At 73.0% G+C, this 26,956-nt stretch carries 24 protein-coding genes and 1 pseudogene; 14 read left to right on the top strand and 11 right to left on the bottom strand.

From position 1 onward, the window contains the following. The first annotated feature begins 20 nt into the window (after positions 1-20). A complete protein-coding gene (locus ACFYP4_RS13630) occupies positions 21-350 on the top strand; it encodes a rhodanese-like domain-containing protein (RefSeq protein ID WP_358850914.1) in 330 nt (109 codons plus the stop codon). Positions 351-395: 45 nt separating this feature from the next. On the opposite strand, the gene ACFYP4_RS13635 is transcribed toward ACFYP4_RS13630, so the two are convergent. The 6 genes from ACFYP4_RS13635 to paaA form a co-directional block, all read right to left on the bottom strand. Further along, complete coding sequence (locus ACFYP4_RS13635) at positions 396-1,529, bottom strand: acyl-CoA dehydrogenase family protein (protein WP_388785307.1); 1,134 nt, start codon at positions 1,527-1,529, stop codon at positions 396-398. A 122-nt stretch (positions 1,530-1,651) separates the two neighbouring features. Beyond that, a complete protein-coding gene (locus ACFYP4_RS13640) occupies positions 1,652-2,719 on the bottom strand; it encodes a 2Fe-2S iron-sulfur cluster-binding protein (RefSeq protein WP_358850898.1) in 1,068 nt (355 codons plus the stop codon). Then, the gene (locus ACFYP4_RS13645) at positions 2,719-3,330 is read right to left on the bottom strand and encodes an iron-sulfur cluster assembly protein (RefSeq protein ID WP_358850897.1); all 612 of its coding nucleotides are present in this window, start codon (positions 3,328-3,330) and stop codon (positions 2,719-2,721) included. Before ACFYP4_RS13645 ends, ACFYP4_RS13640 begins: the two co-directional genes overlap by 1 nt. After that, entirely contained in the window at positions 3,327-4,061 is a 735-nt protein-coding gene (paaC, locus tag ACFYP4_RS13650) for a 1,2-phenylacetyl-CoA epoxidase subunit PaaC (RefSeq protein ID WP_388785309.1), read from the bottom strand. Before paaC ends, ACFYP4_RS13645 begins: the two co-directional genes overlap by 4 nt. Further along, complete coding sequence (paaB, locus tag ACFYP4_RS13655; protein WP_358850895.1) at positions 4,058-4,342, bottom strand: 1,2-phenylacetyl-CoA epoxidase subunit PaaB; 285 nt, start codon at positions 4,340-4,342, stop codon at positions 4,058-4,060. Before paaB ends, paaC begins: the two co-directional genes overlap by 4 nt. Then, positions 4,339-5,382 carry a 1,2-phenylacetyl-CoA epoxidase subunit PaaA gene (gene paaA, locus ACFYP4_RS13660; RefSeq protein ID WP_388785312.1) on the bottom strand — a complete coding sequence of 348 codons (1,044 nt, stop codon included), beginning with the start codon at positions 5,380-5,382 and terminating at the stop codon, positions 4,339-4,341. The genes paaB and paaA overlap by 4 nt, the downstream gene beginning before the upstream one ends. Before the next feature lie 891 nt (positions 5,383-6,273). On the opposite strand from paaA, the gene ACFYP4_RS13665 reads away from it, so the two are divergent. Genes ACFYP4_RS13665 through ACFYP4_RS13675 form a run of 3 tightly spaced genes read left to right on the top strand, consistent with a single transcriptional unit; the run spans position 6,274 to position 9,109 of the window. Continuing rightward, on the top strand, positions 6,274-6,963 hold the full coding sequence (locus tag ACFYP4_RS13665; RefSeq protein ID WP_388785314.1) for a DUF5819 family protein: 690 nt from the start codon (positions 6,274-6,276) through the stop codon (positions 6,961-6,963). Beyond that, entirely contained in the window at positions 6,963-8,204 is a 1,242-nt protein-coding gene (locus ACFYP4_RS13670; RefSeq protein ID WP_388785316.1) for an HTTM domain-containing protein, read from the top strand. Before ACFYP4_RS13665 ends, ACFYP4_RS13670 begins: the two co-directional genes overlap by 1 nt. Next, complete coding sequence (locus ACFYP4_RS13675) at positions 8,201-9,109, top strand: TrmH family RNA methyltransferase (RefSeq protein ID WP_388785318.1); 909 nt, start codon at positions 8,201-8,203, stop codon at positions 9,107-9,109. The genes ACFYP4_RS13670 and ACFYP4_RS13675 overlap by 4 nt, the downstream gene beginning before the upstream one ends. A gap of 3 nt (positions 9,110-9,112) precedes the next feature. On the opposite strand, the gene paaN is transcribed toward ACFYP4_RS13675, so the two are convergent. Next, positions 9,113-10,819, bottom strand: coding sequence for a phenylacetic acid degradation protein PaaN (gene paaN, locus ACFYP4_RS13680; protein WP_388785320.1), 1,707 nt, complete (start codon positions 10,817-10,819; stop codon positions 9,113-9,115). 148 nt (positions 10,820-10,967) lie between these two features. Here paaN and ACFYP4_RS13685 point away from each other — a divergent pair, with 148 nt between their 5' ends. Both ACFYP4_RS13685 and ACFYP4_RS13690 read left to right on the top strand, forming a co-directional pair. Beyond that, positions 10,968-12,482, top strand: a complete 1,515-nt coding sequence (locus ACFYP4_RS13685; RefSeq protein WP_388785322.1) for a 3-hydroxyacyl-CoA dehydrogenase — start codon at positions 10,968-10,970, stop codon at positions 12,480-12,482. Beyond that, a complete protein-coding gene (locus tag ACFYP4_RS13690) occupies positions 12,479-13,069 on the top strand; it encodes a TetR/AcrR family transcriptional regulator (RefSeq protein WP_358850888.1) in 591 nt (196 codons plus the stop codon). Before ACFYP4_RS13685 ends, ACFYP4_RS13690 begins: the two co-directional genes overlap by 4 nt. 82 nt (positions 13,070-13,151) lie before the next feature. On the opposite strand, the gene ACFYP4_RS13695 is transcribed toward ACFYP4_RS13690, so the two are convergent. Next, positions 13,152-13,637, bottom strand: a complete 486-nt coding sequence (locus ACFYP4_RS13695) for an Lrp/AsnC family transcriptional regulator (RefSeq protein WP_358850913.1) — start codon at positions 13,635-13,637, stop codon at positions 13,152-13,154. 190 nt (positions 13,638-13,827) lie between these two features. On the opposite strand from ACFYP4_RS13695, the gene pdhA reads away from it, so the two are divergent. The 5 genes from pdhA to ACFYP4_RS13720 all read left to right on the top strand — a co-directional run bounded on the left by pdhA (position 13,828) and on the right by ACFYP4_RS13720 (position 20,228). Then, positions 13,828-14,982, top strand: a complete 1,155-nt coding sequence (gene pdhA / locus ACFYP4_RS13700; protein ID WP_358850887.1) for a pyruvate dehydrogenase (acetyl-transferring) E1 component subunit alpha — start codon at positions 13,828-13,830, stop codon at positions 14,980-14,982. Continuing rightward, on the top strand, positions 14,979-15,983 hold the full coding sequence (locus tag ACFYP4_RS13705; protein WP_388785324.1) for an alpha-ketoacid dehydrogenase subunit beta: 1,005 nt from the start codon (positions 14,979-14,981) through the stop codon (positions 15,981-15,983). Before pdhA ends, ACFYP4_RS13705 begins: the two co-directional genes overlap by 4 nt. Beyond that, a complete protein-coding gene (locus ACFYP4_RS13710; RefSeq protein WP_388785326.1) occupies positions 15,983-17,521 on the top strand; it encodes a dihydrolipoamide acetyltransferase family protein in 1,539 nt (512 codons plus the stop codon). Before ACFYP4_RS13705 ends, ACFYP4_RS13710 begins: the two co-directional genes overlap by 1 nt. Before the next feature lie 146 nt (positions 17,522-17,667). Beyond that, positions 17,668-18,864, top strand: coding sequence for an NTP transferase domain-containing protein (locus tag ACFYP4_RS13715; protein WP_388785328.1), 1,197 nt, complete (start codon positions 17,668-17,670; stop codon positions 18,862-18,864). Then, positions 18,861-20,228, top strand: coding sequence for a molybdopterin molybdotransferase MoeA (locus tag ACFYP4_RS13720; RefSeq protein WP_388785330.1), 1,368 nt, complete (start codon positions 18,861-18,863; stop codon positions 20,226-20,228). The genes ACFYP4_RS13715 and ACFYP4_RS13720 overlap by 4 nt, the downstream gene beginning before the upstream one ends. Before the next feature lie 266 nt (positions 20,229-20,494). Here the strand turns inward: ACFYP4_RS13720 and ACFYP4_RS13725 are convergent, their stop codons facing one another. Then, positions 20,495-21,763 carry a potassium channel family protein gene (locus tag ACFYP4_RS13725; RefSeq protein ID WP_388785332.1) on the bottom strand — a complete coding sequence of 423 codons (1,269 nt, stop codon included), beginning with the start codon at positions 21,761-21,763 and terminating at the stop codon, positions 20,495-20,497. 71 nt (positions 21,764-21,834) lie between these two features. On the opposite strand from ACFYP4_RS13725, the pseudogene ACFYP4_RS13730 reads away from it, so the two are divergent. Next, positions 21,835-22,476, top strand: a pseudogene (locus ACFYP4_RS13730) (potassium channel family protein); the annotation flags it as partial. A 14-nt stretch (positions 22,477-22,490) separates the two neighbouring features. Next, positions 22,491-23,471 (top strand): NAD(P)H-quinone oxidoreductase, encoded by a 981-nt coding sequence (locus tag ACFYP4_RS13735; protein ID WP_358850881.1) that lies wholly within the window; start codon positions 22,491-22,493, stop codon positions 23,469-23,471. A 113-nt stretch (positions 23,472-23,584) separates the two neighbouring features. On the opposite strand, the gene ACFYP4_RS13740 is transcribed toward ACFYP4_RS13735, so the two are convergent. Next, positions 23,585-24,178: a hypothetical protein gene (locus ACFYP4_RS13740; RefSeq protein WP_388785334.1), complete on the bottom strand. Its 594-nt coding sequence runs from the start codon at positions 24,176-24,178 to the stop codon at positions 23,585-23,587. 204 nt (positions 24,179-24,382) lie between these two features. Between ACFYP4_RS13740 and ACFYP4_RS13745 the strand changes: the two genes are divergently transcribed. Beyond that, positions 24,383-24,934, top strand: coding sequence for a bacterial proteasome activator family protein (locus ACFYP4_RS13745; protein ID WP_358850879.1), 552 nt, complete (start codon positions 24,383-24,385; stop codon positions 24,932-24,934). Positions 24,935-25,050: 116 nt separating this feature from the next. Here ACFYP4_RS13745 and ACFYP4_RS13750 read toward each other — a convergent pair whose 3' ends face one another. Then, on the bottom strand, positions 25,051-26,688 hold the full coding sequence (locus tag ACFYP4_RS13750; protein WP_358850878.1) for a protein kinase: 1,638 nt from the start codon (positions 26,686-26,688) through the stop codon (positions 25,051-25,053). Between the last annotated feature and the right edge of the window lie 268 nt (positions 26,689-26,956).

Consider the following 26,956-nt stretch of genomic DNA (forward strand, 5'->3'; position numbering starts at 1 on the left):
GCATGCATTTTGGAGCTGGTGTGCCCACCGTCGAGGTCGCGGACCTCACGGACGGAGACTTCCTGCTGGACGTCCGGGAGGACGACGAGTGGCAGGCAGGCCATGCCGAAGGGGCGCTGCACATCCCGATCAGTGACTTCGTGGCCCGCTACGGCGAGCTGACCGAGGCGGCGCCGCAGGACGGCAGGGTTCATGTGATCTGCCGTTCCGGCGGCCGTTCGGCGCAGGTGGCCATGTACCTCGTCCAGCAGGGCGTCGACGCCGTGAACGTCGACGGCGGGATGCAGGTCTGGGCCGCCGCGGGGCGCCCGGTCGTGAACGGCAAGGGTGAACCGGGGTTCGTGCTGTAGGCCCTCGCGCCCGCGCGGGACGTGCGCCCGCATTGGCCGGGTCCGTCAGCCCAGGGGGTGGGCGGCCAGCAGGTCTCCGAGGGCCTCTTCGTGGGCGGCCGCCGGGCCCAGGGACAGTTCGAGCTGCTTGGCCCAGGCGTGATAGCGGTGCAGGGGATATTCGACGTCCGCGCCGAAGCCTCCGTGGAGGTGTTGCGCGGTCTGCACGACGCGTCGTACCCCCTCGGACGCCCAGGTCTTGGCGACGGCCACGTCGGCCGCGGCCGGCAGCGCACCGCCCGCGCCCGTGCTGATCCGCCACGCGGCCTGCCACAGCGTGACCTCCATCGCGCGCAGGTCGATGTAGCGGTCGGCGGCCTGCATGGCCACGGCCTGGAAGGTGGCGACCGGGAAGCCGAACTGTTCCCGCGTGCTCGTGTAGGCGCTCGTCATCCTGAGCACGCGCTCACCGAGCCCGAGGGCCAGCGCGCAGGTCCCGGTGGTCAGCAGTTCGCGGAGCCGTTCCCAGGCGCCGTCCGCGTCGATGACGTCGCGTGCCGCGATCCGTGCCGAGTCCAGCCGCAGCTCACCCAACCGCTCACCGGTGGTGGAGAGTTGCTCGGCGAGTACGACTCCCTGGTGGACGCGGGGGACGAGGGCGAGGACGGTCCGGCCGGCGGCCGTGTGCGCGGGGACGACGACGTGGTCGGCGTTGTGCGCCCAGGGCACGGCGGTCTGCAGCCCGTCCAGCACCCAGACGTCGCCGTCCTGGCGAGCGGACACGGCGAGTTCGGCCGAATCGTGGCCGGTGCGGCCACTCGCGGCCACGGTCAGCACGAGCTCCCCGCGGCCCGCCCGGGCCAGCACGTCCGCCTTCAACTCCGGGCCTCCGTGGGCCTGTACGGCGACCAGGGCCGCGGTGCTCTCCAGCAGCGGCACCCGGGCCAGCACCTTCGCGGACTCGCGCAGCACCAGGCACAGCGCGACGGGGTCCAGGCCCGCGCCGCCGTACTCCGCGTCCAGTAGCAGGCTCAGCAGACCGGCGTCGGCGAGCCTGCGCCACAGCGGCCGGTCGAAGTCCTCGGCGACGGCCCCCGCGGTGAGCGACGGGCTGGGCACACCGTCCGGTGCGACCCCGGCGAACACCGCTCTCGCCGCCTCTACCGCCGCCTGCTGCTCCTCGGTGAAGGTGAAGTCCACGGTCCCGCCCTTCCACGCACCCGGTCCACCCGTCGGATCTCCTGGTCCCGGATCTGACGGCGCGTCAAGATAGAACAGGTTCTACGAGAAGGGAACGGGCGCGGGGAACCCGGGGCGCGGGATCAGCGGTCGAAGTCCAACTCCACCTTCTCGGTGGCCGGATGGGACTGGCAGGCCAGTACGTACCCCGCGTCGGTCTCCTCCGGCTCCAGCGCGAAGTTGCGGTCCATCCGCACCTCGCCCGACACCAGGAAGGCGCGACAGGTGCCGCACACGCCTCCCTTGCAGGCGTACGGGGCATCGGGACGGTTGCGCAGCACGGTCTCCAGCAGGGATTCCCCGGGCTGGACGGGCCAGGTCCCGCCGCGGCCGTCGAGCCGGGCGGTCACCGTGCTGTGGGCGGGAGCCGGCACGGTGGTCGGCGGCGCGGCGACGGTGTCCACGTGGAATATCTCCTCGTGCAGTCGCGTCCGGGGCACCCCGAGACCGCGCAGTGCCCGCTCCGCTCCCTCGACCAGCCCGAGCGGCCCGCACAGGAACCAGCCCGCGACCCGGTCCACGGGCAGCAGGGCGGGCAGCAGCGCGGACAGGCGCTCCTGGTCGAGGCGTCCCGACGGCAGTCCCGCCTGCTGCTCCTCCCGGGAGAGCACGGTCACCAGCTGGAACCGCTCGGGATACCGGTCCTTGAGGTCGGCGACCTCCTCGAGGAACATCGTCGACGCCGACGTCCGGTCGCTGCGCAGGAGACAGAACCGGGCCTGCGGTTCACGTGCCAGCAGGGTCGTGACGATCGACAGCACCGGGGTGATTCCGCTGCCGCCGACCACCGCCGCGTAGAGCCCGGGCGCCGGGTCCAGTGTGAAGCGGCCGGCGGGTGTCATCACCTCCACCTCGTCGCCGACGGCGATCTCCTTGAGCGCGTAGGTGGAGAAGGCGCCGCCGTCGACGAGCCGGACGCCGACGCGCAGGGTGTGCGGGCCTTCGGGGTCCGCCGGGGCGGGAGCGGGGGAGCAGATCGAGTAGGTCCGCCGGATCTCCGTGCCGTCGGCGGTGCGGCGCAGGGCCAGGTGCTGGCCGGGGGTGTGCCGGAACTCCTCGCGCAGGGCGGGCGGTACGGCGAAGGTCAGGGCGACGGAGTCGTCGGTGAGCCGGTCGACCGCGGCCACCGGGAGCGGGTGGAAGCGGGCCATCACAGCTCCTTGAAGTGGTCGAACGGTTCACGGCAGGACAGGCAGCGCCGCAACGCCTTGCAGGCGGTGGACGAGAAGCGGCTGAGCAGCTCGGTGTCGGCGGAACCGCAGAGCGGGCAGCGGAGGCGCTCCTGCTCCGGGGCCGTGTCCCCAGCGGCCGCTTCCGGGGTTGGCGCTTCCGGGGTGGCTGCTTCCGGCTTCGTGCCGGCCGTCCTGGTCGGGCCGAGCCCGACCGTCACCGGGCCGGCCGGGCGTCCGCCGCGTGGCGGCGCGATGCCGAACTCCCGCAGCTTGCGGCGGCCCTCGTCAGAGATGTCGTCCGTCGACCAGGCGGGGCTCAGCACCTTGTGGACGGACACGTCACGCACGCCGTGTTCACGCAGCACCCGCTCGATGTCGACGGACATCGCCTCGATGGCCGGGCAGGCGGTGTACGTCGGGGTGAGCTCGACCTCGACTGCGCCGCCGGCGCGGACGTGCACCGCGCGCAGGACACCCAGCTCCTCCAGGGTGAGGACGGGCAGCTCCGGGTCGAGCACTGATCCGGCGAGCCGGCGCAGCTCCTCCTCCAGCGGGGTCGCGCGGCCCTCGGCCGTGGCAGCCGGGGTCACCACGACGCTCCCGGGTGGCTCCGGTGCAGATGCTGCATCTCGGCGATCATCCGGCCGAACGGCTCCGTGTGCAGCCCCTGCCGGCCGGCACCCGCCGTCCACGCTCCGGACTGCGGTCCCTGGGGCACGTCGACGGTGGCGCGGCGCAGGACATCGGTGACGGATGCCAGCCAGTCGGCCCGCAGCGCCTCCGGGTCGACGCCGAGCCCCTCGACCGGCTGGAACAGCTCGCCGGTGAAGCGCCACAGCGCGTCGCAGGCCCGCTGCGTCCGCTCGTGGCTCAGCTCGGTGCCGTCGCCGAGCCGCAGGGTCCACTGCTCCGCGTGGTCCTGGTGGTAGGCGACCTCCTTGACGGCCTTCGCGGCGAGCGGCGCGAGCGCGCCGTCACCGGCCGCCAGCTGCCCGTACAGCAGGCGCTGGTAGGTGGAGAAGTACAGCTGACGGGCGATCGTGTGGGCGAAGTCGCCGTTCGGCTGCTCCACCAGCTGGACGTTGGTGAAGGCGCGCTCCTCGCGGAGGTACGCCAGCTCGTCCTCGTCCCCGACGAGGGACAGCAGCACCCGGGCCTGGCCGAGCAGGTCCAGCGCGATGTTCGCGAGGGCCACTTCCTCTTCGAGGACGGGGGCGTGGCCGGCCCACTCCCCCAGGCGGTGCGAGAGCACCAGGGCGTCGTCGCCGAGGCAGAGGGCCGCGGCGGCCGCGGTGCTGGCCGCGGGCAGCGTGGGCGTCACAGGTGCTTCACCCCTTCCGGGATCTCGTAGAAGGTCGGGTGCCGGTAGGGCTTGTCGGCGGACGGCTCGAAGAAGGGGTCCTTCTCGTCGGGCGAGGAGGCCGTGACGGCGCTGGACGGGACGACCCAGATCGAGACGCCCTCGCCGCGCCGGGTGTACAGATCGCGCGCGTTGCGCAGGGCCAGCTCGGCGTCCGGGGCGTGCAGGCTGCCCGCGTGGGTGTGCGAGAGGCCGCGGCGCGAGCGCACGAAGACCTCCCAGAGGGGCCAGTCGGTGGTCATGCGCGCGCCTTTCCGTGTGCGTCCTCGAGTCGGCCGGTGCCGGCCGCGTCCGTCCTGGCCGCCTTCTTGCCGGCGTACGCGGCCGCCGCCTCGCGGACCCAGGCGCCCTCCTCGTGAGCACGCCTGCGCTGGGTGATCCGCTGTTCGTTGCACGGTCCGTTGCCCTTGAGGACCTCGTGGAACTCCGACCAGTCGATCGGACCGAAGTCGTGGTGGCCCCGCTCCTCGTTCCACCGCAGGTCCGGGTCGGGGAGGGTCAGGCCGAGGGACTCCGCCTGCGGGACGCAGATGTCGACGAAACGCTGGCGCAGCTCGTCGTTCGAGTGGCGTTTGATCTTCCACGTCATCGACTGCGCGGAGTGCGCGGACTCGTCGTCGGGCGGGCCGAACATCATCAGGGACGGCCACCACCAGCGGTTCACCGCGTCCTGGGCCATCTCGTGCTGCTCCGGGGTGCCGCTGCTGAGGGCCAGCAACAGCTCGTACCCCTGGCGCTGGTGGAAGGACTCCTCCTTGCACACGCGGACCATCGCGCGGGCGTACGGCCCGTAGGAGCAGCGGCACAGGGGGACCTGGTTGGTGATCGCGGCGCCGTCCACCAGCCAGCCGATGGCGCCGACGTCCGCCCAGGTCAGCGTCGGGTAGTTGAAGATCGACGAGTACTTCTGGCGGCCGCTGTGCAGCTTGTCCAGCAGCTCGTCCCGGCTGGTGCCGAGGGTCTCGGCGGCGCTGTAGAGATACAGGCCGTGTCCGGCCTCGTCCTGGACCTTGGCCATCAGGATCGCCTTGCGGCGCAGTGAGGGCGCGCGCGTGATCCAGTTGGCCTCCGGCTGCATGCCGATGATCTCGGAGTGGGCGTGCTGCGCCATCTGTCGGACCAAGGTGGAGCGGTACGCCTCGGGCATCCAGTCGCGGGGCTCGATGCGCTCGTCGGCCGCGACGGCGGCGTCGAAAGCGCGCTCGTACGCCTCGTGCGCGGCGCTGTCCGTGGCGGGGTCCGCCTCTGTACGGGCCGTACGCTGCGCGGCTGCTGTGGCCATGCGGTCCCCCTCGACCTCTCGCTCCTGACGACCGACCGATCGTTCGGTTCGCTCGAATCCATGGTCGGGCGAGCGTCGTAAGGTGTCAACCGCTGTGGATAACCTCGTGCGGCCCCGATGCGACTGCCGTGGCCCATGGGGCTGTGCCGGACCGTGGGCCTGAGTACCGTTCCCTTCCGGTGCGGACGTCGGGGGCGCGGGATGCGCGAGCGATACGGCGCCGTACCGCCGGACGGCGGGCAATCGGACCGGAATCGGAAGCGGGGCGGAATGGACGCGCACGACGACGAGGGCTCGGACGCCCGTCACGGGCCCGGCCGACCCGTCGGCTCCGCAGCGCCCCCACCAGCGGACGAGCCGGCCCGCCCCGGCCCCGGGTCCGGGCCGGAGGGCCGCGCCGCGCGCCCCGCCGACCCGGCGGACCCTGATCGTCTCGACACAGGACCGGAGAGCCACCCGGCGGATCCGGCACCGGCTCGCTTCGACGCCGGGCATGATGAGCCCCCGGCGGACCCGCCCCGTTCCGACGCCGGGCAGGAGAACCGCCCCTCGGACCCGGATCGTCTCGACACCGGGTCGGAGGGCCACCCGGCGGATCCGGCACCGGCTCGCCTCGACGCCGGGCCCGGGAGCCGCCCGGCGGGACCGCCCCGCTCCGATGCCGAACCGGAGCGCCGCCCGGCGGGCCCGGCTCCTTACGGCGCCGGGCCGGAAGACCTCCCACCGGATCCGACTCGTCTCGACGCAGGGCCGGAATACCGTTCGGCGGGACCGGCTCGTTATGACGCCGGGTCGGAAGACCTCCCGGCGGACCCGGGGCGTCTCGACGTCGGGCCGGGGAGTCATACGGCGGGACCCGCTCGTTTCGACCCCGGGCCGGAGAACCGCCCGGTGGACGGGGCGGAGCCGGTGGTGGCGGGGGCTCTGGCGTCCGACCGGGGCGGGCTCGCCGCGCTCTCGCTTCCTTACCGGATCGCCGCCGCCGTCGCCCTCACCTTCGTCACGGTCGCCGCCTGTGTGCACCTCGGCATGGTGTTCCTGCACGTCGCGCCCCAGAACACTGCCACCAGGCAGCACGGCCGCGCCGTCGAGGAATGGATCTACCCCGAGTTCGAGCAGAACTGGAAGCTGTTCGCGCCCAACCCGTTGCAGCAGAACATCGCGGTCCAGGTCCGCGCCGAGGTCAGGACCTCGGACGGCGGCCACCGCACGACCGGCTGGTACGACCTGTCCGCGCAGGACGGCGCGGCCATCGACGGCAATCTGCTGCCGAGCCACACCCAGCAGAACGAACTGCGCCGGGCCTGGGACTTCTTCGTCGCCTCGCACGACAGCGAGAACCGTCCGGCCGGCTTGCGCGGCACCCTCTCCGAGCACTATCTGCGCCGCATCGTCGTGCTGCGCCTCGGCCGCGAGCGGGCGGAGGCCGACGCCGGCCGCGTCGAGCGGGTGCAGGTCCGCTCCCGGACCGCCAACGTGCCGCCCCCCTCGTGGAGCGAGGAGCAGGTGTCCGACAAGCCGATCTTCCGGGTGCTGCCCTGGTGGCGGGTGCCGACGGGCGGGGCGGGGGCGAGCGCCTGATGAACCGGTTCTCCCTAGCCCTCGCGCACGCGATCGCCCGCGTCACCGAGACGGCCCTCGGCCCGTACCAGACGGCCGTGATCCGCATCGGCTTCGCCGCCACCTGGCTGATGTTCCTGCTGCGGGAGTTCCCGCACCGCCAGGAGATGTACGGGCCGGACGGGCCCTGGAGCTGGGACCTCGCCCGGCAGCTCATCGCGAACAACCGTGCCTTCACGGCCCTGATGTGGTCGGACAGTCAGCTCTGGTTCGAGTGCGTCTTCGCCCTGGCCGTGCTGTCGAGCGTCCTGCTGATGATCGGCTGGCGCACCCGCACCATGTCCGTCCTGTTCATGATCGGCGTGCTCTCCCTGCAGAACCGCAGCGTCTTCATGGGGGACGGCGGCGACAACGTCCTCCATCTGATGGCCGTCTACCTGGTCTTCACGCGCTGCGGGCAGGTGTGGTCCCTGGACGCACGGCGGGCCCGGCGCGGGCGGGCGGCAAGCGGTCGGGAGATACCGGGGGACACCGGTGAGTCCGGTCCCGTCGGGCCCGTCCTCTGGGCCCTGCTGGGCCTCGCCCTGGTCGCGGTCACGCTCACGGGGAAGATCGACGGCGGATGGCTCGGAGGCTGGCTGACGGTCTTCTGGGGGCTGTGGGCCGTGCAGGGACTGTGGTGGGCGGCCGGCCGTCGCCCCCGCACCGAACAGTCCCGGATCCTGCTGGACGTCGTCGCCAACCTCGCGCACAACGCGGCCCTGGCCGTGATCATGGCGGAGGCCTGCCTGATCTACGCGACCGCCGGCTGGTACAAAATCCAGGGTTCGCGCTGGCAGGACGGTACCGCCGTCTACTACCCGCTGCACCTGGACTACTTCTCGCCCTGGCCCGCGCTCTCCGACCTGCTGACCGCGCACGGCACGATGGTGCTGCTGGTGACGTACGGGACGGTCGTCGTGCAGGTCGCCTTCCCGTTCACCCTCTTCAACCGGCGGGTGAAGAACGTCCTGCTGGCGGTCATGATGACCGAGCACGCCGTGATCGCCGTGGTCCTCGGGCTGCCGTTCTTCTCGCTGGCGATGATCGCCGCCGACGCGGTGTTCCTGCCGACGTCCTTCCTGCGGCGCGTGGGCGGATGGGCGGCACGCACGCGTGGAGGCGGTTTTCCCGGCCGGGCCCGTACGGTGCCGGGGCCGCGCGGGCAGCGGCCACTCAGCTCTGAGCCGGCGGAGGGGACGCACGTAGGCTTCGGGGCATGAACGACCCGGGCTGCGGCAGGCAAGACAGGTACGGCGACACGGGTATCGGTACGGGCACCGACGGGTACGGCGACACGGGCCCGGGCACCCGCACCGACGGGTACGGCGACACGGGTGCCGGTTTCGAAACCGTCGCCGGAACGGCCTCCGGCGGCGCGGACGACGCGGTGCGGGCCTGGCACCGCCTCGCGGACCACTCGGTCCTGCTCGACGGCTTCCACGCGCTCAAGCACGCGGTGCGCTTCCGGGCCGAGATCCCCGTGGCCGTCACCGCGGACCGGCGGGCGGCGCTCGCCCTGGCCGACGAACTGGCCCCGGACGTACGGGACGTGCTCGACGTGCTCCTCGTCGAGGTCGCGGAGGGCACGCTGCGGGCTCTCATCCCGCGTCCGCACCCCACCGCGGTGGCGGCGCTGGCCGTACGACCCTCCAGGGCGGCCCATCTCGAGACCCTGGCGCGCCCGGACCGCACGGCGCCCGTCGTCGTGCTCGACAATCCCAGGAACCTGGGCAACGCGGGCGCCGTCATCCGGCTCGCGGCGGGTTTCGGGGCGACCGGCGTGGTCACCACCGGCACGCTCGACCCCTGGCACCCCACGGTCGTACGCGGCGGGGCGGGCCTGCACTTCGCGACCGTCGTGGAGCGGCTGACGGTCGCCGAGCTGCCGCCCGGGCCGCTCTTCGCCCTCGACGCGGAGGGCGAGGACATCCGCGGGCTGAGGATCCCGGACGACGCGGTCCTGGCCTTCGGCTCCGAGCGCAGCGGGCTCTCCGCCGAACTGCGTGCCCGGACCGACCGGCTGGTGTCCCTGCCGATGCGCCCCCAGGTCTCCAGCTACAACCTCGCGACCAGCGTGGCGATGACGCTGTTCCACTGGAGTGCCACCGGGGGCGCGCCGGAGTGACGGCTACGCCTCGCGGCGGACCTCCACGACCCGGAAGCGGTTCGCCACGAACGCGCCGTCGCACAGGGCCGAGTTGGCCGCGGCGTTGCCGCCGGAGCCGTGGAAGTCGGAGAAGGCCGCCGTCTGGTTGACGTAGACCCCGCCGGTCAGGTTCAGCGAGAGCTGGGCGCACTCGTCGAAGCAGGCCTCCTGCACGGCCTGCTCGACCTCTTCGGAGGTGGTGTAAGCGCCGACCGTCATCGCACCCTTGTCCCGGATGCTCCGCCGCAGCAGGTCCACGGCGTCCGTCGCCGAGTCGACCGCGACGGCGAACGAGACGGGTCCGAAGCATTCGCTCAGGTAGGCGGCATCGGTCTCGGCGCCCTCCCAGTACTTCCGGGCGCCGTCGAGCTTCACGATCACCGGGGTGCGGACGACGGCGTCCGGGAACTCCGGGTTGGCGACCTCCCGTGAGGGCAGGGCGACTTCGCCGAGGCCGGACGCGGCCTCCAGGCGGGCCTTCACGTCAGGGTTGACGATGGCGCCGAGCAGCGCGTTCGCGCGGGCGTCGTCGCCGAGGAGCCCGTCGACCGACCTGGCGAGGTCGGCGACCACCTCGTCGTACGACTTGGGGCCCTCGTCCGTGCGGATGCCGTCGCGGGGGATCAGCAGGTTCTGCGGGGTCGTGCACATCTGGCCGCTGTACAGGGACAGGGAGAAGGCGAGGTTCGACAGCATGCCCTTGTAGTCGTCGGTCGATTCGACGAGGACCGTGTTGACGCCGGCCTTCTCCGTGTAGACCTGCGCCTGGCGGGCGTTGGCCTCCAGCCAGTCGCCGAACTCCGTCGAGCCCGTGTAGTCGATGATCCGGATCTCGGGGCGGACGGCCAGGGTCTTGGCGATGCCCTCTCCGGCGCGCTCGGCGGCCAGTGCCACCAGGTTCGGGTCGAAGCCGGCCTCGGCGAGCACCTCGCGGGCCACCCGCACGGTGAGCGCGAGAGGCAGGACCGCGCGCGGGTGGGGCTTGACCAGAACCGCGTTCCCGGTGGCCAGGGAGGCGAACAGGCCCGGATAGCCGTTCCACGTGGGGAAGGTGTTGCAGCCGATCAGCAGGGCGATCCCGCGCGGGACCGGCGTGAACTGCTTGGTCAGCGCGAGCGGGTCGCGCTTGCCCTGGGGCTTGCTCCACTCCGCGGTGTCCGGCGTGCGGACCTGCTCCACGCACGCGTACGCGACTGCTTCCAGGCCGCGGTCCTGCGCGTGCGGCCCGCCCGCCTGGAACGCCATCATGAAGGCCTGGCCGCTGGTGTGCATGACCGCGTGGGCGAACTCGTGCGTCCGGTCGCTGATCCGCTTGAGGATCTCCACGCAGACCACCGCGCGCAGCTCCGCGCCCGCGTCGCGCCACGCCCGCAGGCCGGCGCGCATGGCCGGCAGCAGCACGTCGGCGTCGACATGCGGATAGCTGACGCCGAGCTCGATCCCGTACGGCGAGGTCTCGCCGCCGACCCAGTCGTCCGTGCCGGGCTGGCCGAGGTCGAGACGGGTGCCCAGGAGCGCGTCGAAGGCGGCCTTGCCCTCCGCCATGCCCAGGCTCCCGTGCTCCCCGTAGGCCTTGGGGTGCTCGGGGTGCGGGGACCAGTACGCGCGCGTGCGGATCGCTTCCAGCGCCTGGTCGAGGGTGGGCCGGTGCTGTGCGATGAGCTGGTGCGCGGTGAGTTCGGCGGCCATCAAGGACCAACTCCTCGTCTCAGGAGCTCCTCGTCGAGCTCGCGAGCTGGGCAGGAAGGGACGGACACGGCTAGAGTAACCGAACGATCGGTCGGGACAAGGGGGACCGCCGCATCTGTGGAAAACCGTGTGCGGGAGGATCGCGAGCATGACAGCACTCGACCTCAGCAGCCCCGTGGCCGTCGTCGGCTCCGGCACCATGGGCCAGGGCATCGCCCAGGTCGCGCTGGTCGCGGGCCGGCCCGTGCGGCTGTACGACGCCGCCCCGGGACGCGCCGAAGAGGCGGCCCGGGCGATCGGCTCCCGACTCGACCGGCTCGTCGAGAAGGACCGGCTCAGCGCCGCCGACCGGGACGCCGCCCGTGCCCGGCTGCGTCCCGCGCACAGCCTCGGCGAACTCGCCGACTGCGTGCTCGTCGTGGAGGCGGTGCTCGAACGGCTCGACGTGAAGCAGCAGCTCTTCCGCGACCTGGAGGACGTGGTCGGGGACGACGCTCTGCTCGCCACGAACACCTCCTCCCTGTCCGTCACGGCCATCGGCGGCGCGCTGCGCAACCCGGGCCGTTTCGTCGGGCTGCACTTCTTCAACCCCGCCCCGCTGCTGCCCCTGGTGGAGGTCGTCTCCGGGTTCGCCACCGACGTCACGTCGGCCACGCGCGCGTACGAGACGGCCCGCGCCTGGGGGAAGACCCCGGTGGCCTGCGCGGACACCCCGGGCTTCATCGTCAACCGCATCGCCCGGCCCTTCTACGCCGAGGCCTTCGCGGTGTACGAGTCCCAGGCCGCCGATCCCGCCACGATCGACGCCGTGCTGCGCGAGTCCGGCGGCTTCCGGATGGGTGCCTTCGAGCTGACGGACCTGATCGGCCAGGACGTCAACGAGTCCGTCACGCACTCCGTGTGGCAGGCGTTCTTCCAGGACGTGCGCTTCACGCCCTCGCTCGCCCAGCGCCGGCTCGTCGAGTCCGGTCGGCACGGCCGCAAGGCGGGACACGGCTGGTACGACTACGCGGACGGCGCCGAGCGTCCCGAGCCGCACACCGCGGAGAAGGCCCGCCCGCCCGCGTACGTCACCGTCGAGGGCGACCTCGGGCCGGCCCGCGAACTCGTCGCCCTGATCCGCGAGGCGGGCATCCAGGTCCGCGAGGAGGAAGAGGACCACGGCACCCGCCTGCTGCTGCCCTCCGGCGGTCAGCTGGCCCTCGCCGACGGCCAGACCTCGGTCGAGTTCCGTGACGTCGTCTACTTCGACCTGGCGCTCGACTACCGCAGGGCCACCCGGATCGCCCTGTCGGCCGCCCAGGACACCGCCTCGCAGACGCTCTCCGAGGCCACCGGCCTCTTCCAGGCGCTCGGCAAGGACGTCAGTGTCATCGGGGACGCGCCCGGCATGATCGTGGCCCGGACGGTGGCCCGGATCATCGACCTGGCGCACGACGCGGTCGCCAAGGGCGTGGCCACGGAGGAGGACATCGACACCGCGATGCGGCTCGGCGTCAACTACCCGCTGGGCCCCTTCGAATGGAGCCGCAAGCTCGGCAGGACCTGGGCGCACGACCTCCTGGAGGAGCTGCATTTGCGCGAACCCTCCGGCCGCTACGCGCCCTCTCTCGCGCTGTACCGCCACGGACACGCCCCCGACAAGCGGGAGGGCACCTCGTGACCACCGCCAAGCGGGACACGTACACCCCGGAGACGCTCCTCCACGTCGCCGTGCAGGTCTTCATCGAGCGGGGCTACGACGGCACCTCCATGGAGCACCTGTCCAAGGCCGCCGGCATCTCCAAGTCCTCGATCTACCACCATGTCGCGGGCAAGGAGGAGCTGCTGGGCCGGGCCGTACGCCGGGCCCTCGACGGCCTCTTCGGGATCCTCGACGAGGAGCACGCGCGCGTGGGGCGTGCCGTGGAGCGCCTGGAGTACGTCGTACGGCGCATGGTGGAGGTCCTCACGGGCGAGCTGCCGTACGTGACGCTGCTGCTGCGGGTGCGCGGCAACACGGACACCGAGCGCTGGGCCCTGGAGCGGCGCCGCGACTTCGACCACCGGGTGGCCGAGCTGCTGAGGGCGGCGGCCGCCGACGGCGACGTGCGCGACGACGTGGAGTTCCGGCTCGCCACGCGGCTGGTCTTCGGAATGATCAATTCGATCGTGGAGTGGTACCGGCCCGACGGCCGGGGTTCGGCCGAGCGGGAAGTGTCCGACGCGGTCGTGCGGCTCGTGTTCGAAGGGCTGCGCAAGGAGGGCTGAGCCGGAGCCGGGGCGCGAGCCCCGCCCGGGCCTGTCGCGGGCAGGATCCGTCCGGGGCGGGAGCGCGGTGTGCCCGCGCTTTTCACCCCTCCGGCTCCACGTCCTCCTCCTCGAAGACCAGCAGGGTCCGTGTGCTGAGCACCTCGGGAATGGCCTGGAGGCGGGTCAGCACCAGCTCCCGCAGCGCCCGGTTGTGGGGCGTGTGCACCAGCAGCAGTACGTCGAAGTCGCCGCCCACCAGCGAGATGTGGGCGGCCCCGGGCAGCGCCCGCAACTGCTCGCGCACGGTCCGCCACGAGTTCTGCACGATCTTGAGGGTGATGTACGCCGAAGTGCCCGCTCCGGCGCGCTCGTGGTTGACGCGGGCACCGAAACCGCGGATGACGCCGTCCTCGACGAGGCGGTTGATCCGCGCGTAGGCATTGGCCCGTGACACGTGGACGCGCTCGGCCACGGAACGTATCGAGGCGCGCCCGTCCGCCTGGAGCATCTGCAGGATGTCCTGGTCGATGGCGTCGAGCGGGCGGGCGGGCGGAAGCGCCGATCCGGCCTCGGGTCCCTCGGCCATTTGTTCAGGTGCCATGTCCCCCCGCCTCCCTACCATGGACGTACTGCGTCCATCTCAGGCTGTGCAGAACCGTTTGTCCACAGCCTGGCGGTGCCTGTAGCCAAAATGCGCCGACGACCGAACAATCGGTAGGTGAGACGCATCACACCCGGTGCGCCTCTCCCAGCCGCTCCCACGAGGAGGTGCCGTCATGACGGTCATGGAGCAGCGAGGCGCTTACCGGCCCACACCGCCGCCCGCCTGGCAGCCACGCACCGACCCCGCGCCGCTGCTGCCCGACGCGCTGCCCCACCGCGTCCTCGGCACCGAGGCCGCCGCGCAGGCCGACCCCGACCTGCTGCGCCGGCTGTACGCCCAGCTGGTCCGCGGCCGCCGCTACAACACGCAGGCCACGGCCCTCACCAAACAGGGCCGCCTCGCGGTCTACCCCTCCACCACCGGCCAGGAGGCCTGCGAGGTCGCCGCCGCCCTCGTCCTCGAGGAGCGCGACTGGCTCTTCCCGAGCTACCGCGACACCCTCGCGGCCGTCGCCCGCGGCCTCGACCCCGTCCAGGCCCTCACCCTGCTGCGCGGCGACTGGCACACGGGCTACGACCCGCGCGAGCACCGCATCGCGCCCTTGTGCACTCCCCTCGCCACCCAGCTCCCGCACGCGGTGGGCCTCGCCCACGCCGCCCGCCTGAAGGGCGACGACGTGGTCGCGCTCGCCATGGTCGGCGACGGCGGCACCAGCGAGGGCGACTTCCACGAGGCGCTGAACTTCGCCGCCGTGTGGCAGGCCCCGGTCGTCTTCCTCGTCCAGAACAACGGCTTCGCCATCTCCGTCCCGCTCGCCAAGCAGACCGCGGCCCCCTCGCTGGCCCACAAGGCCGTCGGCTACGGGATGCCGGGCCGCCTGGTCGACGGCAACGACGCGGCGGCCGTGCACGAGGTCCTCTCCGACGCCGTGCGGCACGCGCGCGCGGGGGGCGGCCCGACGCTCGTCGAGGCCGTCACGTACCGCATCGACGCCCACACGAACGCCGACGACGCCACCCGCTACCGGGGTGACGCCGAGGTCGAGACCTGGCGCGCGCACGACCCGATCGTTTTGCTGGAGCGCGAGCTGACCGAGCGGGGCCTGATCGACGAGGACGGCATACGGGCCGCGCGGGAGGACGCCGAGGCCATGGCCGCCGATCTGCGCGCGCGCATGAACCAGGACGCGGTGCTCGACCCCATGGACCTGTTCGCCCATGTGTATGCCGAGCCCACCCCACAGCTGCGGGAACAGGAGGCCCAGTTGCGCGCGGAGCTCGAAGCCGAGGCGGACGGGACGCACGGGGCGGAAGGGGCCGGGCGATGACCACCGTTGCCCTGAAACCGGCCACCATGGCGCAGGCTCTCGGGCGCGCGCTGCGCGACGCCATGGCCGAGGACCCGACGGTCCACGTCATGGGCGAGGACGTCGGCACGCTCGGCGGTGTCTTCCGGGTGACCGACGGGCTCGCCGAGGAGTTCGGCGAGGACCGCTGCACGGACACGCCCCTGGCGGAGGCCGGCATCCTCGGGACCGCCGTCGGCATGGCGATGTACGGCCTGCGGCCGGTCGTGGAGATGCAGTTCGACGCCTTCGCCTACCCGGCGTTCGAGCAGCTGATCAGCCACGTCGCGAAGATGCGCAACCGCACGCGCGGCGCGATGCCGCTGCCGATCACCATCCGCGTCCCGTACGGGGGAGGCATCGGCGGCGTCGAGCACCACAGCGACTCCTCCGAGGCGTACTACATGGCGACTCCCGGGCTCCACGTCGTCACGCCCGCCACCGTCGCCGACGCCTACGGGCTGCTGCGCGAGGCCATCGCCTCCGACGACCCCGTGGTCTTCCTGGAGCCCAAGCGGCTGTACTGGTCGAAGGACGCGTGGAACCCGCAGGAGCCGACGGCCGTTGAACCGACAGGCCGCGCGGTGGTGCGGCGCCCGGGCCGGAGCGCCACGCTCGTCACGTACGGCCCGTCCGTGCCGGTCTGCCTGGAGGCGGCCGAGGCCGCGCGGGCCGAGGGCTGGGACCTCGAAGTCGTCGACCTGCGCTCCCTGGTGCCGTTCGACGACGAGACGGTGTGCGCGGCGGTCCGGCGGACCGGACGCGCGGTCGTCGTCCACGAGTCCGGTGGGTACGGCGGGCCGGGCGGAGAGATCGCCGCGCGGATCACCGAGCGCTGTTTCCACCACCTGGAGGCACCGGTGCTGCGGGTGGCCGGGTTCGACATCCCGTATCCGCCGCCGATGCTGGAGCGCCACCATCTGCCCGGTGTCGACCGGATCCTGGACGCGGTGGCGCGGCTGCAATGGGAGGGGGGAAGCTGATGGCCCAGGTGCTGGAGTTCAAGCTCCCCGACCTCGGGGAGGGCCTCACCGAGGCGGAGATCGTCCGCTGGCTCGTCCAGGTCGGTGACGTCGTCGCGGTGGACCAGCCGGTCGTCGAGGTCGAGACGGCCAAGGCGATGGTCGAGGTGCCGTGCCCCTACGGGGGCGTGGTCACCGCCCGTTTCGGCGACGAGGGCAGCGAACTGCCCGTGGGCGCCCCGCTGATCACGGTCGCGGTCGGTGCGCCGGCGGACGCCGACGCCGATGCCGACGAGGGGTCGGGCAACGTCCTCGTGGGATACGGCACGCAGGCCCCGCCCTCGCGGCGCAGGCGGGTGCGGCCCGCGGCGCCCGGGTCCGGGCCGCGCACGGACGGTTTCGCAGCCGCGGCGGCCGCGGCGCCGTCCTCGGCGGCGGGCACCGGCCCTGCGGGAGTGCCCGCCGGATCCCCGGCGGCGCCTGCCGGATCCCCGGCGGCCGTCGTACCGGAGGCGGCGGGAGCCGTGGCCGACGGCGTGTTCGGATCCGACGGCGCCGCCGGTGCGGGGCGGACAGTCGGTGCGGAGCGGGCCGTTCGTGCGGAGGGACCGGTTCCGGTGATCTCCCCGCTGGTGCGCAGGCTCGCCCGGGAGAACGGTCTCGACCTGAGGGAGCTGGCGGGTTCGGGGCCGGACGGACTGATCCTGCGGGCGGACGTCGAGTCCGCGCTGCGGGCCGCCGGTGCCGGGTTGGGCACGGTACGGGTACCGGGCGAGCGTCCCTCCGGTGCGGAGCGGCCGTCCGCCGCGCGCGGTGACGCCGACGGGGTTCCCGTTGCGTCCGGGGCCGCCCGGACGCCGGTCGTCACGGACGGGGTCCGCGTGCCTCTGCGGGGCGTCCGCGGTGCCGTCGCCGACAAGCTCTCCCGGAGCCGTCGCGAGATACCCGACGCGACCTGCTGGGTCGACGCCGACGCGACGGAACTGATGCGGGCGCGCGCGGCGATGAACGCGGCGGGCGGTCCGAAGATCCCGCTGCTGGCGCTGCTCGCCCGCATCTGCACCGCCGCGCTGGCCCGCCACCCGGAGCTCAACTCGACGGTCGACATGGACGCCCGCGAGATCGTGCGGCTCGACCGGGTGCACCTGGGCTTCGCCGCGCAGACCGAGCGCGGGCTCGTCGTGCCCGTCGTCAGGGACGCGCACGCGCGGGACACGGAGTCGCTCGGCGCGGAGTTGGCCCGGCTGACCGAGGCGGCGCGGACGGGGACGCTGACACCCGGGGACCTCACGGGCGGGACGTTCACGCTGAACAACTACGGCGTGTTCGGCGTGGACGGCTCCACACCGATCATCAACCACCCGGAGGCGGCCATGCTCGGCGTCGGCCGCATCGTCCCCAAGCCGTGGGTGCACGAGGGCGAGCTGGCCGTACGGCAGGTCGTGCAGCTCTCGCTCACCTTCGACCACCGGGTGTGCGACGGCGGCACGGCGGGAGGTTTCCTGCGGTTTGTCGCGGACTGCGTGGAGCAGCCGGCGGTCCTGCTGCGGACGCTGTAGCCCGTCGGGGTCCGTCGGGGTCCGTCGTCGGCCGTAGTAGTCCGTCGTGGACCTACGGACAGCCGGTGGTGGTCCGTCGGAGGGTGCCTCCGTCCACATGCTGTGCACGGGGTGGAAATGATCCTTCGGGCGCCCATACTCGGGGGATGACCGCGCACGAGTCACCGGGTGCCGCCGATGCCGCGTCCGTCGACGTCGCCCCGACCGCGGGTGACGTCGACGGCGTGCCCGGGGGGCCTGCCGCGTTCGACGCCGTCGTGCTCGCCGGGGGCGGGGCGCGGCGGCTCGGGGGCGCGGACAAGCCCGGTGTGCGGGTGGGCGGACGGGCGCTGCTCGACCGGGTGCTGGCCGCGTGCACCGGTGCCGGTGCCGGGGCCGTCGTCGTCGTGGCCGACCGGAGGCCGACGGCGCGGCCCGTCGTGTGGGCGCGTGAGGATCCCCCGGGGGCGGGGCCCGTCGCCGCACTGGACGCGGGGTTGCGGCACACCACCGCCGAGTACGTCGTCGTACTCTCCGCCGATCTGCCGTTCCTGACGGCGGGGACGGTACGGCGGCTGCTGGCGGCGCTCCGGCCGGCCACCGCGGTTCCGGACGCCCTCGACCCGGCCGAGGTCGACCCGGACGCACTCGACCCCGCCGGCGTCGGCCTGGACACCCCGGTCCCGTCCAGTCACCCCCCGCACTCCATCGGAGTCCCGTCCGGTCACCCCCCGTACCCCGACGGCGTTCTCCTCACCGATCGTGATGGGCGGGAGCAGCCGTTGGTCGCCGTGTATCGGGCGGCGGCGTTGCGGCGGGTGCTGGGGGCGCTCGGCGGTGACCGGGGCGGGTTGGAAGGGCTGCCGTTGCGGCGGGTCACCGCCGCGCTCGACCTCACCCGTATCTCCGATCCCGTCGCGTCCTTCGACTGCGACACCTGGGACGACATCGCCGCCGCTCGGTCACGCATCAGGGAGCATGGGCACGTGTTGGATGAATGGATTTCCGCAGTCAAGGACGAACTCGGCATCGACCTGGACGTCGACACCGGCGTCCTGCTGGACCTCGCCCGCGACGCCGCGCACTCGGTGGCCCGCCCCGCGGCGCCGCTGACCACGTTCCTCGTGGGGTACGCGGCCGCGCAGGCGAAGGGCGGCCCCGAAGCGGTGGCCGAAGCCGCCCGCAGGGCGTCGGGGCTGGCCCTCGCCTGGGCGGCCGAGGACGCCTCAGCCCGGCCGGACACCGGCACGCCCGCCCCGCCGGACACCGGCACGCCCGCCCCGCCGCCCGTGACCGCGGAACCGTCGGCAACGAACGGGGCCCCGTCCGGCGACGGTCCCGCCGGTCGCAAGGACGCCGGATGACCGCCGTCCGCGGCACCCGGAACAGCCAGGACGACGAGGACTTCGACGTCGAAGAGGCCCTCGCCCTGGTCAAGGGGGAGACCGCGCCCACGCCACGGAGCCGGCCGGTCCCCGCCCCCGACGGCGGGCAGCACGGACACCGCGCCGCCCCCACCGAGCATCACCGGGCCACCCCCTGGCCGCAGGCACGCACCATCGCCGAACGGGCCGGCCGTGCCGGAGCGTGCCGGGCACCCGTCTCCGTACCGCTCGACGCCTCCCTCGGCCTGGTTCTCGCCACGCCGCTCGCCGCGCTCACGGACCTGCCCTCCTTCGACACGTCCGCGATGGACGGGTGGGCGGTGGCGGGCCCCGGTCCCTGGGACGTGCGCGAGGAGGGCGTGCTCGCCGGGCAGGCCCAGCCGGAGCGGCTCACCGACGGTGAGGCGGTGCGGATCGCCACCGGGGCGCGTATCCCGCAGGACGTGACCGCCGTCCTGCGCAGTGAGCACGGGCGGACCGACGAGAAGGGACGCCTGCACGCGACAGGCGACGTCGTGCACGGGCAGGACATCCGGCCGCGGGGCCAGGAGTGCCGCAGCGGCGACCACCTCCTGCCCGTCGGCGCGCTGGTCACCCCGGCCGTGCTGGGCCTCGCCGCGGCAGCCGGCTACGACACGCTCGCCGCTCTCCCCCGCCCGCGGGCCGAGGTCCTCGTCCTCGGCGACGAGCTGCTCACGTCGGGTCTTCCCCGGGACGGGCTCATCCGGGACGCGCTCGGTCCCATGCTCCCGTCCTGGCTGCGGGCCGCCGGCGCCGAGGTCGTCGGTGTGCGGCGGCTGGGCGACGACGCCGAGGCCCTGCACAAGGCGATCGCCGGATCCGGCGCCGACCTGATCGTCACCACCGGTGGCACCGCCGCCGGCCCCGTCGACCACGTGCACCCCGTCCTGGCCCGCCTCGGTGCCGAGCTCCTCGTGGACGGCGTCAAGGTCCGCCCCGGGCACCCCATGCTGCTGGCCCGCACCGGGGAGAACCAGCACCTCGTGGGTCTGCCCGGCAATCCCCTGGCCGCCGTCTCCGGGCTGCTCACGCTGGCCGAGCCCCTGCTGCGCACCCTCGCCGGACGGGCGGCTCCGGAGCCGTACGCGATGCCTCTCACGGAGGCCGTGCACGGGCATCCGTACGACACCCGGCTCGTGCCCGTCGCGCTGCGCGCCGAGCGGGCCGTGCCGCTGCACTACAACGGTCCGGCGATGCTGCGGGGCATCGCCGCGTCCGACGCCCTCGCCGTCGTACCGCCCGGCGGTGCCCGGGCCGGGCAGGAGCTGGAGATCCTCGACCTGCCCTGGGCCCTGGCCGGCCTCGGGGCGTGCATCGAGTGACCGGCGCGTCCACCCCTCACTGACCGGCAGCCGACCGGCCGAGCCCCGCCGACCGGGCAAGCCCCGCCGACCGGGCGGACCACCCGTCGGGCAGGCCCCGGCCCACCGGGCGGGCCACCCGCCGGCCGGGCCGACCGTGGACCCCCGACCGGGCCACCCGCCGATCGAGCCGAGCCGACCGGCCGCCTCGTGCGCGCGGGGCCTGCGCCTCGTGCGCGCGGGGCTTGCGGCCGTACGCGCGGGGCCTACGGCCGTACGCGCGGGGCCTACGGGTGGCGCTGCCCGCCGTTCGCGGTCCGGCTGATCGTGATCAGGCGGTCGCCCGCCCGCAGCGGCGTGGTGCCGGGAGCCGCCTGGTCCAGTACCTGCCCGCCGCGTACGACGGCCACCACGAGGTCGGTGCAGTCGCGCGGCGCGGCACCGATCTCCCCTTCCGACACGGGCCGTTCCGCCAGGTCGAGGCCGCTGCCGTACGTCATCAGGCCCTCCAGCACGTCGGCGGCGTGCGGGCTGGCCACCGACACCCCCAGCAGGCGGCCGGCCGAACTGGAGCTGGTGACGACCATGTCGGCGCCGCTCCGCTTCAGCAGCGGCACGTTCTCGTCCTCGCGGACGGCGGCGACGATCGTGGCGCGCCGGTTGAGCTGGCGGGCGGTGAGCGTGACGAGCGTCGCGGTGTCGTCCCGCTGCGGGGCGACGATCACCTGGGCGGCGTGCTGCACCTCGGCCTTGAGGAGGGTGTCGGAGCGGGTGGCGTCCCCGAGCACCGCCACCAGCCCGTCGCTGCCCGCCGCGTCGACCGTCTTGTGCTGCGGGTCGACGACGACGATCCGCTCCCTGGGGATGCCCTGGCCCAGCAGCGTCTCGATGGCGTGCCGCCCCTTGGTGCCGTAGCCGACCACCACCACGTGGTCCCGCATCCGGGAACGCCAGCGGTGGATGCGCACCTGCTGCCGGGTGTGCTCGGTGAGGACCTCCAGGGTGGTGCCGACCAGGATGATCAGGAAGATCACGCGCAGCGGGGTGATGACCAGGATGTTGACGAGGCGGGCCGTGTCGCTCACCGGGGTGATGTCGCCGTAGCCGGTGGTGGAGAGGGTGACGGTCGCGTAGTACGCGGCGTCGAGGAGGTCGACCGTGCTGTCGGAGTTGTCGTGGTAGCCGGCGCGGTCCACCCAGACCAGGAACGTCGTGAGGGCGAGGACCAGCAGCGCCATGGCGAGCCGGCGCAGCACCTGCTGGAGCGGCGGCACCGTGACCTCGACGGGCAGGCGGATCGAGCGGCCCGCCTCCGCGTCGTCCAGGGCCTCGGTGCGCGACCGGTACCAGAGGGACCGGAGGATGGAGTACCTGCCGGCACCGCTCCGCCCCTTCCCCGCGGCGGCCTTGCCCCGCGTGTCCGTGCCGCCCGGGCCCCCTTTGCCCGTGCCTCTCCTGCCCGTGCCGTCCCGGCGTACGGCTGTCCTGGGCGGTCGTTGCTGCCCGTCCTTCATGGCCTGCTCCCAGCGGCTCGCGGTCCGGCCGTCGGCCGGCACGGGGCCATGCTCTCGGATCTTCGCCCCGGGATGGGTAACGTCGGCACGCGTGACGTCCGTCGATTCTCGGGAGGCCCCCCTTGCGTGACCACACCGTGGTGGTCGGTTTCGGGACGAAAGGGCGGTCCGCCGTGCAGACCCTCTGTGCGACGGGGCTGAAGAAGGAGCGCATCGTCGTGGTCGACCCCGGCCCGGAGGCGGTCGACGCGGCCGTGGCCGAGGGGTACGCGGGCGTGGTGGGCGACGGGACGCGCAGCGACGTGCTGCTGCGGGCCGAGGTGCAGCGGGCGCGGCAGATCGTCATCGCCACGCAGCGGGACGACACGGCCGTGCTGGTCGCCCTGACCGCCCGCCAGCTCAACGGCACCGCGAAGATCGTGGCCGCGGTGCGGGAGGAGGAGAACGCGCCGCTGCTGCGCCAGTCCGGCGCCGACGCCGTCATCACCAGCGCGGGCGCGGCCGGCCGGCTGCTCGGGCTCTCCGTCCTCAGCCCCAGCGCGGGCCTGGTCATGGAGGACCTCATTCAGCAGGGCAGCGGCCTCGACATCGTCGAACGCCCGGTCATAAAGGCCGAGGTGGGCAAGGGTGTGCGCGAGACCGGTGATCTGGTGGTCAGCGTCGTACGAGGTCACCGGGTGCTCGGATACGACGATCCCGCCATCGGCGGCCTCGAGTTGACGGACCGTCTCATCACGATCGTGCGGGTCTCCTGAAGTAGCCTCGCGGCATGCGAGCGATCACGATTGTCGAACCCGGTGGACCCGAGGCGCTGGTGTGGGACGAGGTCCCGGATCCTGAGCCCGGGGAGGGCGAAGTTCTGGTCGAGGTGGTGGCCAGCGCTGTCAACCGAGCCGATCTGCTGCAACGGCAGGGTTTCTACAACCCGCCGCCGGGCGCGTCCCCGTACCCCGGTCTCGAATGCTCCGGGCGGATCGCCGCCCTGGGGCCCGGGGTGTCCGGGTGGGCCGTCGGGGACGAGGTGTGCGCGCTGCTCTCGGGCGGCGGTTACGCCGAGAAGGTCGCCGTCCCGGCCGGTCAGCTGCTGCCCGTGCCGGACGGGCTGGACCTCCGGCAGGCGGCGGCGCTGCCCGAGGTGACCTGCACCGTCTGGTCCAACGTGTTCATGATCTCCCACCTCCGTCCCGGCGAGACCCTGCTCGTGCACGGCGGCTCCAGCGGCATCGGCACCATGGCGATCCAGCTGGCGAAGGCGGTCGGCGCCAAGGTGGCAGTCACGGCGGGGACCGAGGACAAGCTGCGGTTCTGTGCCGACCTCGGTGCGGACGTCCTCGTCAACTACCGCGAGCAGGATTTCGTCGAGGAGATCGAGCGGGCCACCGACGGCGGCGGCGCCGACGTGATCCTCGACAACATGGGTGCCAAGTACCTGGACCGCAACGTCCGGGCGCTGGCCGTCAACGGGCGCCTCGCGATCATCGGTATGCAGGGCGGCGTCAAGGGCGAGCTGCACATCGGCACGCTCCTCGGCAAGCGGGCCGCGGTCAGCGCGACCTCGCTCCGCGCCCGCCCCCTCGCCGAGAAGGCGTCCATCGTGGCCGCGGTGCGCGAGCACGTGTGGCCGCTGATCTCCGGCGGTCATGTACGGCCGGTGGTGGACCGGGAGATCCCGATGAGCGACGCGGCCACGGGACACCGGGTGCTGGAGGAGAGCGGCCACATCGGCAAGGTGCTGCTGGTGGTGCCGTAGGGCCTGTCCTTTGGATCATGCCGGCCCGAGCCAGACGGCAGGCCCTGGGCCTGCCGGGCCGGCCGGCGCGAACCGGGTGCCGTCCGGGCCTGCGACTGTGAACCCGGTGTCGCTCAGGCGCGTCGGGCCCGCAGGGCGAAGAAGGCGAGTCCGAGGCCGCAGCCGATGAGGATCAGCCCGCTGCCCAGCGGCAGGATCCGCAGCACGGGCTCCTGCGGCGCGGACCGCGTGACGGGCTCCCCGGCCGGGGCCGGGGAGGGCGTCTGTCCTGCCGCGTCCCGTGGCGCTTCGGAGGCGACCGCGCTCTCCGGGGCGCTGTCGCTGTCCGCGGTGTCGGAGCCCTCCGTGTCGTCCGCGTGGGCGGTGCCGTCCGCGGTGTCGGAGTCCGCGTCGGGCCGGCCGACGGGCCTGTCCGGGCGCTCGGGCCGCTGACGGCTGCCGGGGTCGCGGTCCGGGTACGCCGGTGCCGAGTCCTCGTCCCGCGGTGCCGGTTCCTCCCGCCCCGGACGCTTGCGGCCCTCGCCCGCCCGGCTGCCGGCCCGGGACTCGTCGGCGGCCGGAACACGGGACGCCGTCGTCGTCGGCGTGGGGGACACGGAGACGGACGGTGAGGGCTGGGACCCGCTCTCGTCCGGGGGCGAGGCCGCGTACGACATCCGGGCGGTGCCGCCGGCCGACAGGGTCAGCAGCAGTACCAGTCCCGCCATGAACGGCGCGGTGCCGCGCCGTCGCGGTGTGCGGAGCCTTGGAGTCACGTCCGTGACCCCCTCCCGGTGCGAGAGTCGCCAAGATCAACGGAACAAGCCTCACATGACGTGACGATCCCGGCATCTCGTCGGGGGCCGACCGGAGGATCACCCTCCGGAGGGGGCACGCCGTGATGAGGCGGACGGGTGCGAGACAATGGCGCAATGGAGATGCCGAGGAACGAACGGTCGCCGGAGAACCCCCAGATCCTGGTCGTAGGTGAGGACGGACTGCCTCTCGGCGGCGCCGGTGGTGCCGGGAACCAGGACTCCCGTGAGATCCCGGTGACGGAGATGGTGGAACAGCCCGCCAAGGTGATGCGCATCGGCAGCATGATCAAGCAGCTGCTGGAAGAAGTGCGGGCGGCACCTCTGGACGAGGCCAGCCGGGTGCGGCTCAAGGAGATCCACGCCAGCTCGGTCAAGGAGCTGGAGGACGGCCTGGCGCCCGAGTTGGTCGACGAGCTGGAGCGGCTCTCCCTCCCCTTCACGGACGAGGGGACGCCGAGCGACGCCGAACTGCGCATCGCGCAGGCACAGTTGGTGGGATGGCTGGAGGGCCTTTTCCACGGGATCCAGACCACCCTGTTCGCCCAGCAGATGGCGGCCAGGGCGCAGCTGGAGCAGATGCGCAGGGCCCTGCCGCCGGGCGTCGGCGGCGGTGACGACGAGGAGGACCCGCGCACGGGCGGCCGCTCGGGCGGTCCGTACCTGTAACCCCCGGGACCCCGCCGGCCGGACGGACCCGGCGTGGGACCCGCGAAGGGCCCGGCACTTTCCGTGCCGGGCCCTTCGTGTGTCGGCCGGCGGCCGACGGCGGTTTCAGCGGCCGGTCAGGCCGGGTCGCCCGTCGAGACGCTCAGCTCGATCTCGGGCATGTCCTTCGGGTCCACGTCCGTGCCCGCGGACGGGAACTGGTCCATGACCGTGTCCTCGCCGTAGGTGTTCTCATCCACCTTCTTGACATCCATCTGCCAACCGGCGGCCTGGAAGCACGACTTGACCGACTTGAGGTTCTTGAAGGTGAATTCGGGGACCTTGATCTTGTCCGGGTCGTTGTACGACTCGTCCGGCTCCGTGCACTTGGTGGTCTCGATGACCTTCGTCGTGTCCGGACCCTTGTGGCCGGGGACCGGGGACGCGGACGCCGAGCCGGTGGCGTCGCCGCCGCCCTTGTCGTCGTCACCGCCGCTGTTCATCATGAGCGCCGTGATCAGACCGCCTATCGCGACCAGCGCGACGACGACGGAGCCGATGATCATTCCCTTGTTGCTCTTGCGGCCACCGGAGTTGCCGGACGCCGTGGAGTGGGGCGTCAGGCCGTACGGCGGCGGGGTCGACGAGCCGTGCTGCGGGGAGTACGCCGCGGTCTGCGGCGTCTGGTAGCCGCCCTGCTGCGGATAGCCGTACGACGGCGCCGGGGTGTGCGAGGGCGCCGGCGTCCGCGGGTTGTAGGGGCCCGGCTGGTAAGGCGTCTGGACCGGGCCCGTGGGGGCCGGGGCCGACTGGTCGACCGGCGGGAAGACGGCGGAGCCGACACCGGAACCGCTGGGCGTCTGGGCGCCCGGCACGATGCTCGGGGCGGTGGCGTGCAGCGACTGGGCCACGCGCAGGCACTCGTCGCGCATCGCCTCGGCGCTGGGGAAGCGCTCGTTCGGGTTCTTCTTCAGCGCGCGGGCGACCAGGGCGTCCACGGCGGGCGGCAGCGAGCGGTTGACCGAGGAGGGCGCGACGGGCTCCTCCTGGACGTGCGCGTACGCGATGGCCAGGGGTGAGTCCGCCTCGAACGGCAGCCGCCCGGTGACCAGTTGGAAGAGCATGATGCCGACCGAGTACAGGTCGCTGCGCGCGTCGACGCCCCGGCCGAGGGCCTGCTCGGGCGAGAGGTACTGCGGGGTGCCGACGACCATGCCGGTCTGGGTCATCGACGTGACCCCGGACTGCATGGCGCGGGCGATGCCGAAGTCCATCACCTTGACGACGTTGCGCTTCGTCATCATCACGTTGCCCGGCTTGATGTCCCGGTGGACCAGGCCCATCTCGTGGCTGATCTCCAGGGCGGCCAGCACGTCCGCGGTGATCTTCAGGGCCTTGTCGGCGGGCATGGCGCCGTACTGCTGGATGTCCGCGTCGAGGACCGAGCCGAGCGGGTCGCCCTCGATGTACTCCATGACGATGTACGGCGTCGTCATGCCGTCGAGGTCGTCCTCGCCGGTGTCGAAGACCGAGACGATGTTCGTGTGCGTGAGCTTGGCCACCGACTGCGCCTCGCGGCGGAAACGCTCGCGGAAGGCCTGCTCACGGCCGAGCTCGGTGTGCAGTGTCTTGATCGCGACCTGGCGGTCGAGCACCGAGTCGTACGCGAGGTGCACCGAGGCCATGCCGCCTTCGCCGAGCAAGTCGCGCAGCTGGTAGCGCCCGCCGGCGACCGCACGCCCCGCGTACCGGCCCTGTGCGCCGTCCTGGCTCATGTTTCTGCGTCCCCCATCGGCGCGGTGGCAGCGGCTGGTGTGCTCCCGCGTCCCGCGATCGGTCCTCAGTGATCCAATGTGCTATTCCCGGCCAAGTCTGCCCGAGGGCACCGACACGTCAAGCTCGGTGCCCGTTCCGTGACCGTACGCGAAGGAAGCGTCGCGGAAGCGTTACAGGTGTTGTACGGCCGGTACACAGGATTTGCCCCCGGGGACCCGCTGCGGGTTTCATGACCGGTCCATCTCGAATCCAACTCGGACCGGCGCC

Source organism: Streptomyces sp. NPDC005551 (assembly GCF_042871785.1).
GTDB lineage: Bacteria > Actinomycetota > Actinomycetes > Streptomycetales > Streptomycetaceae > Streptomyces.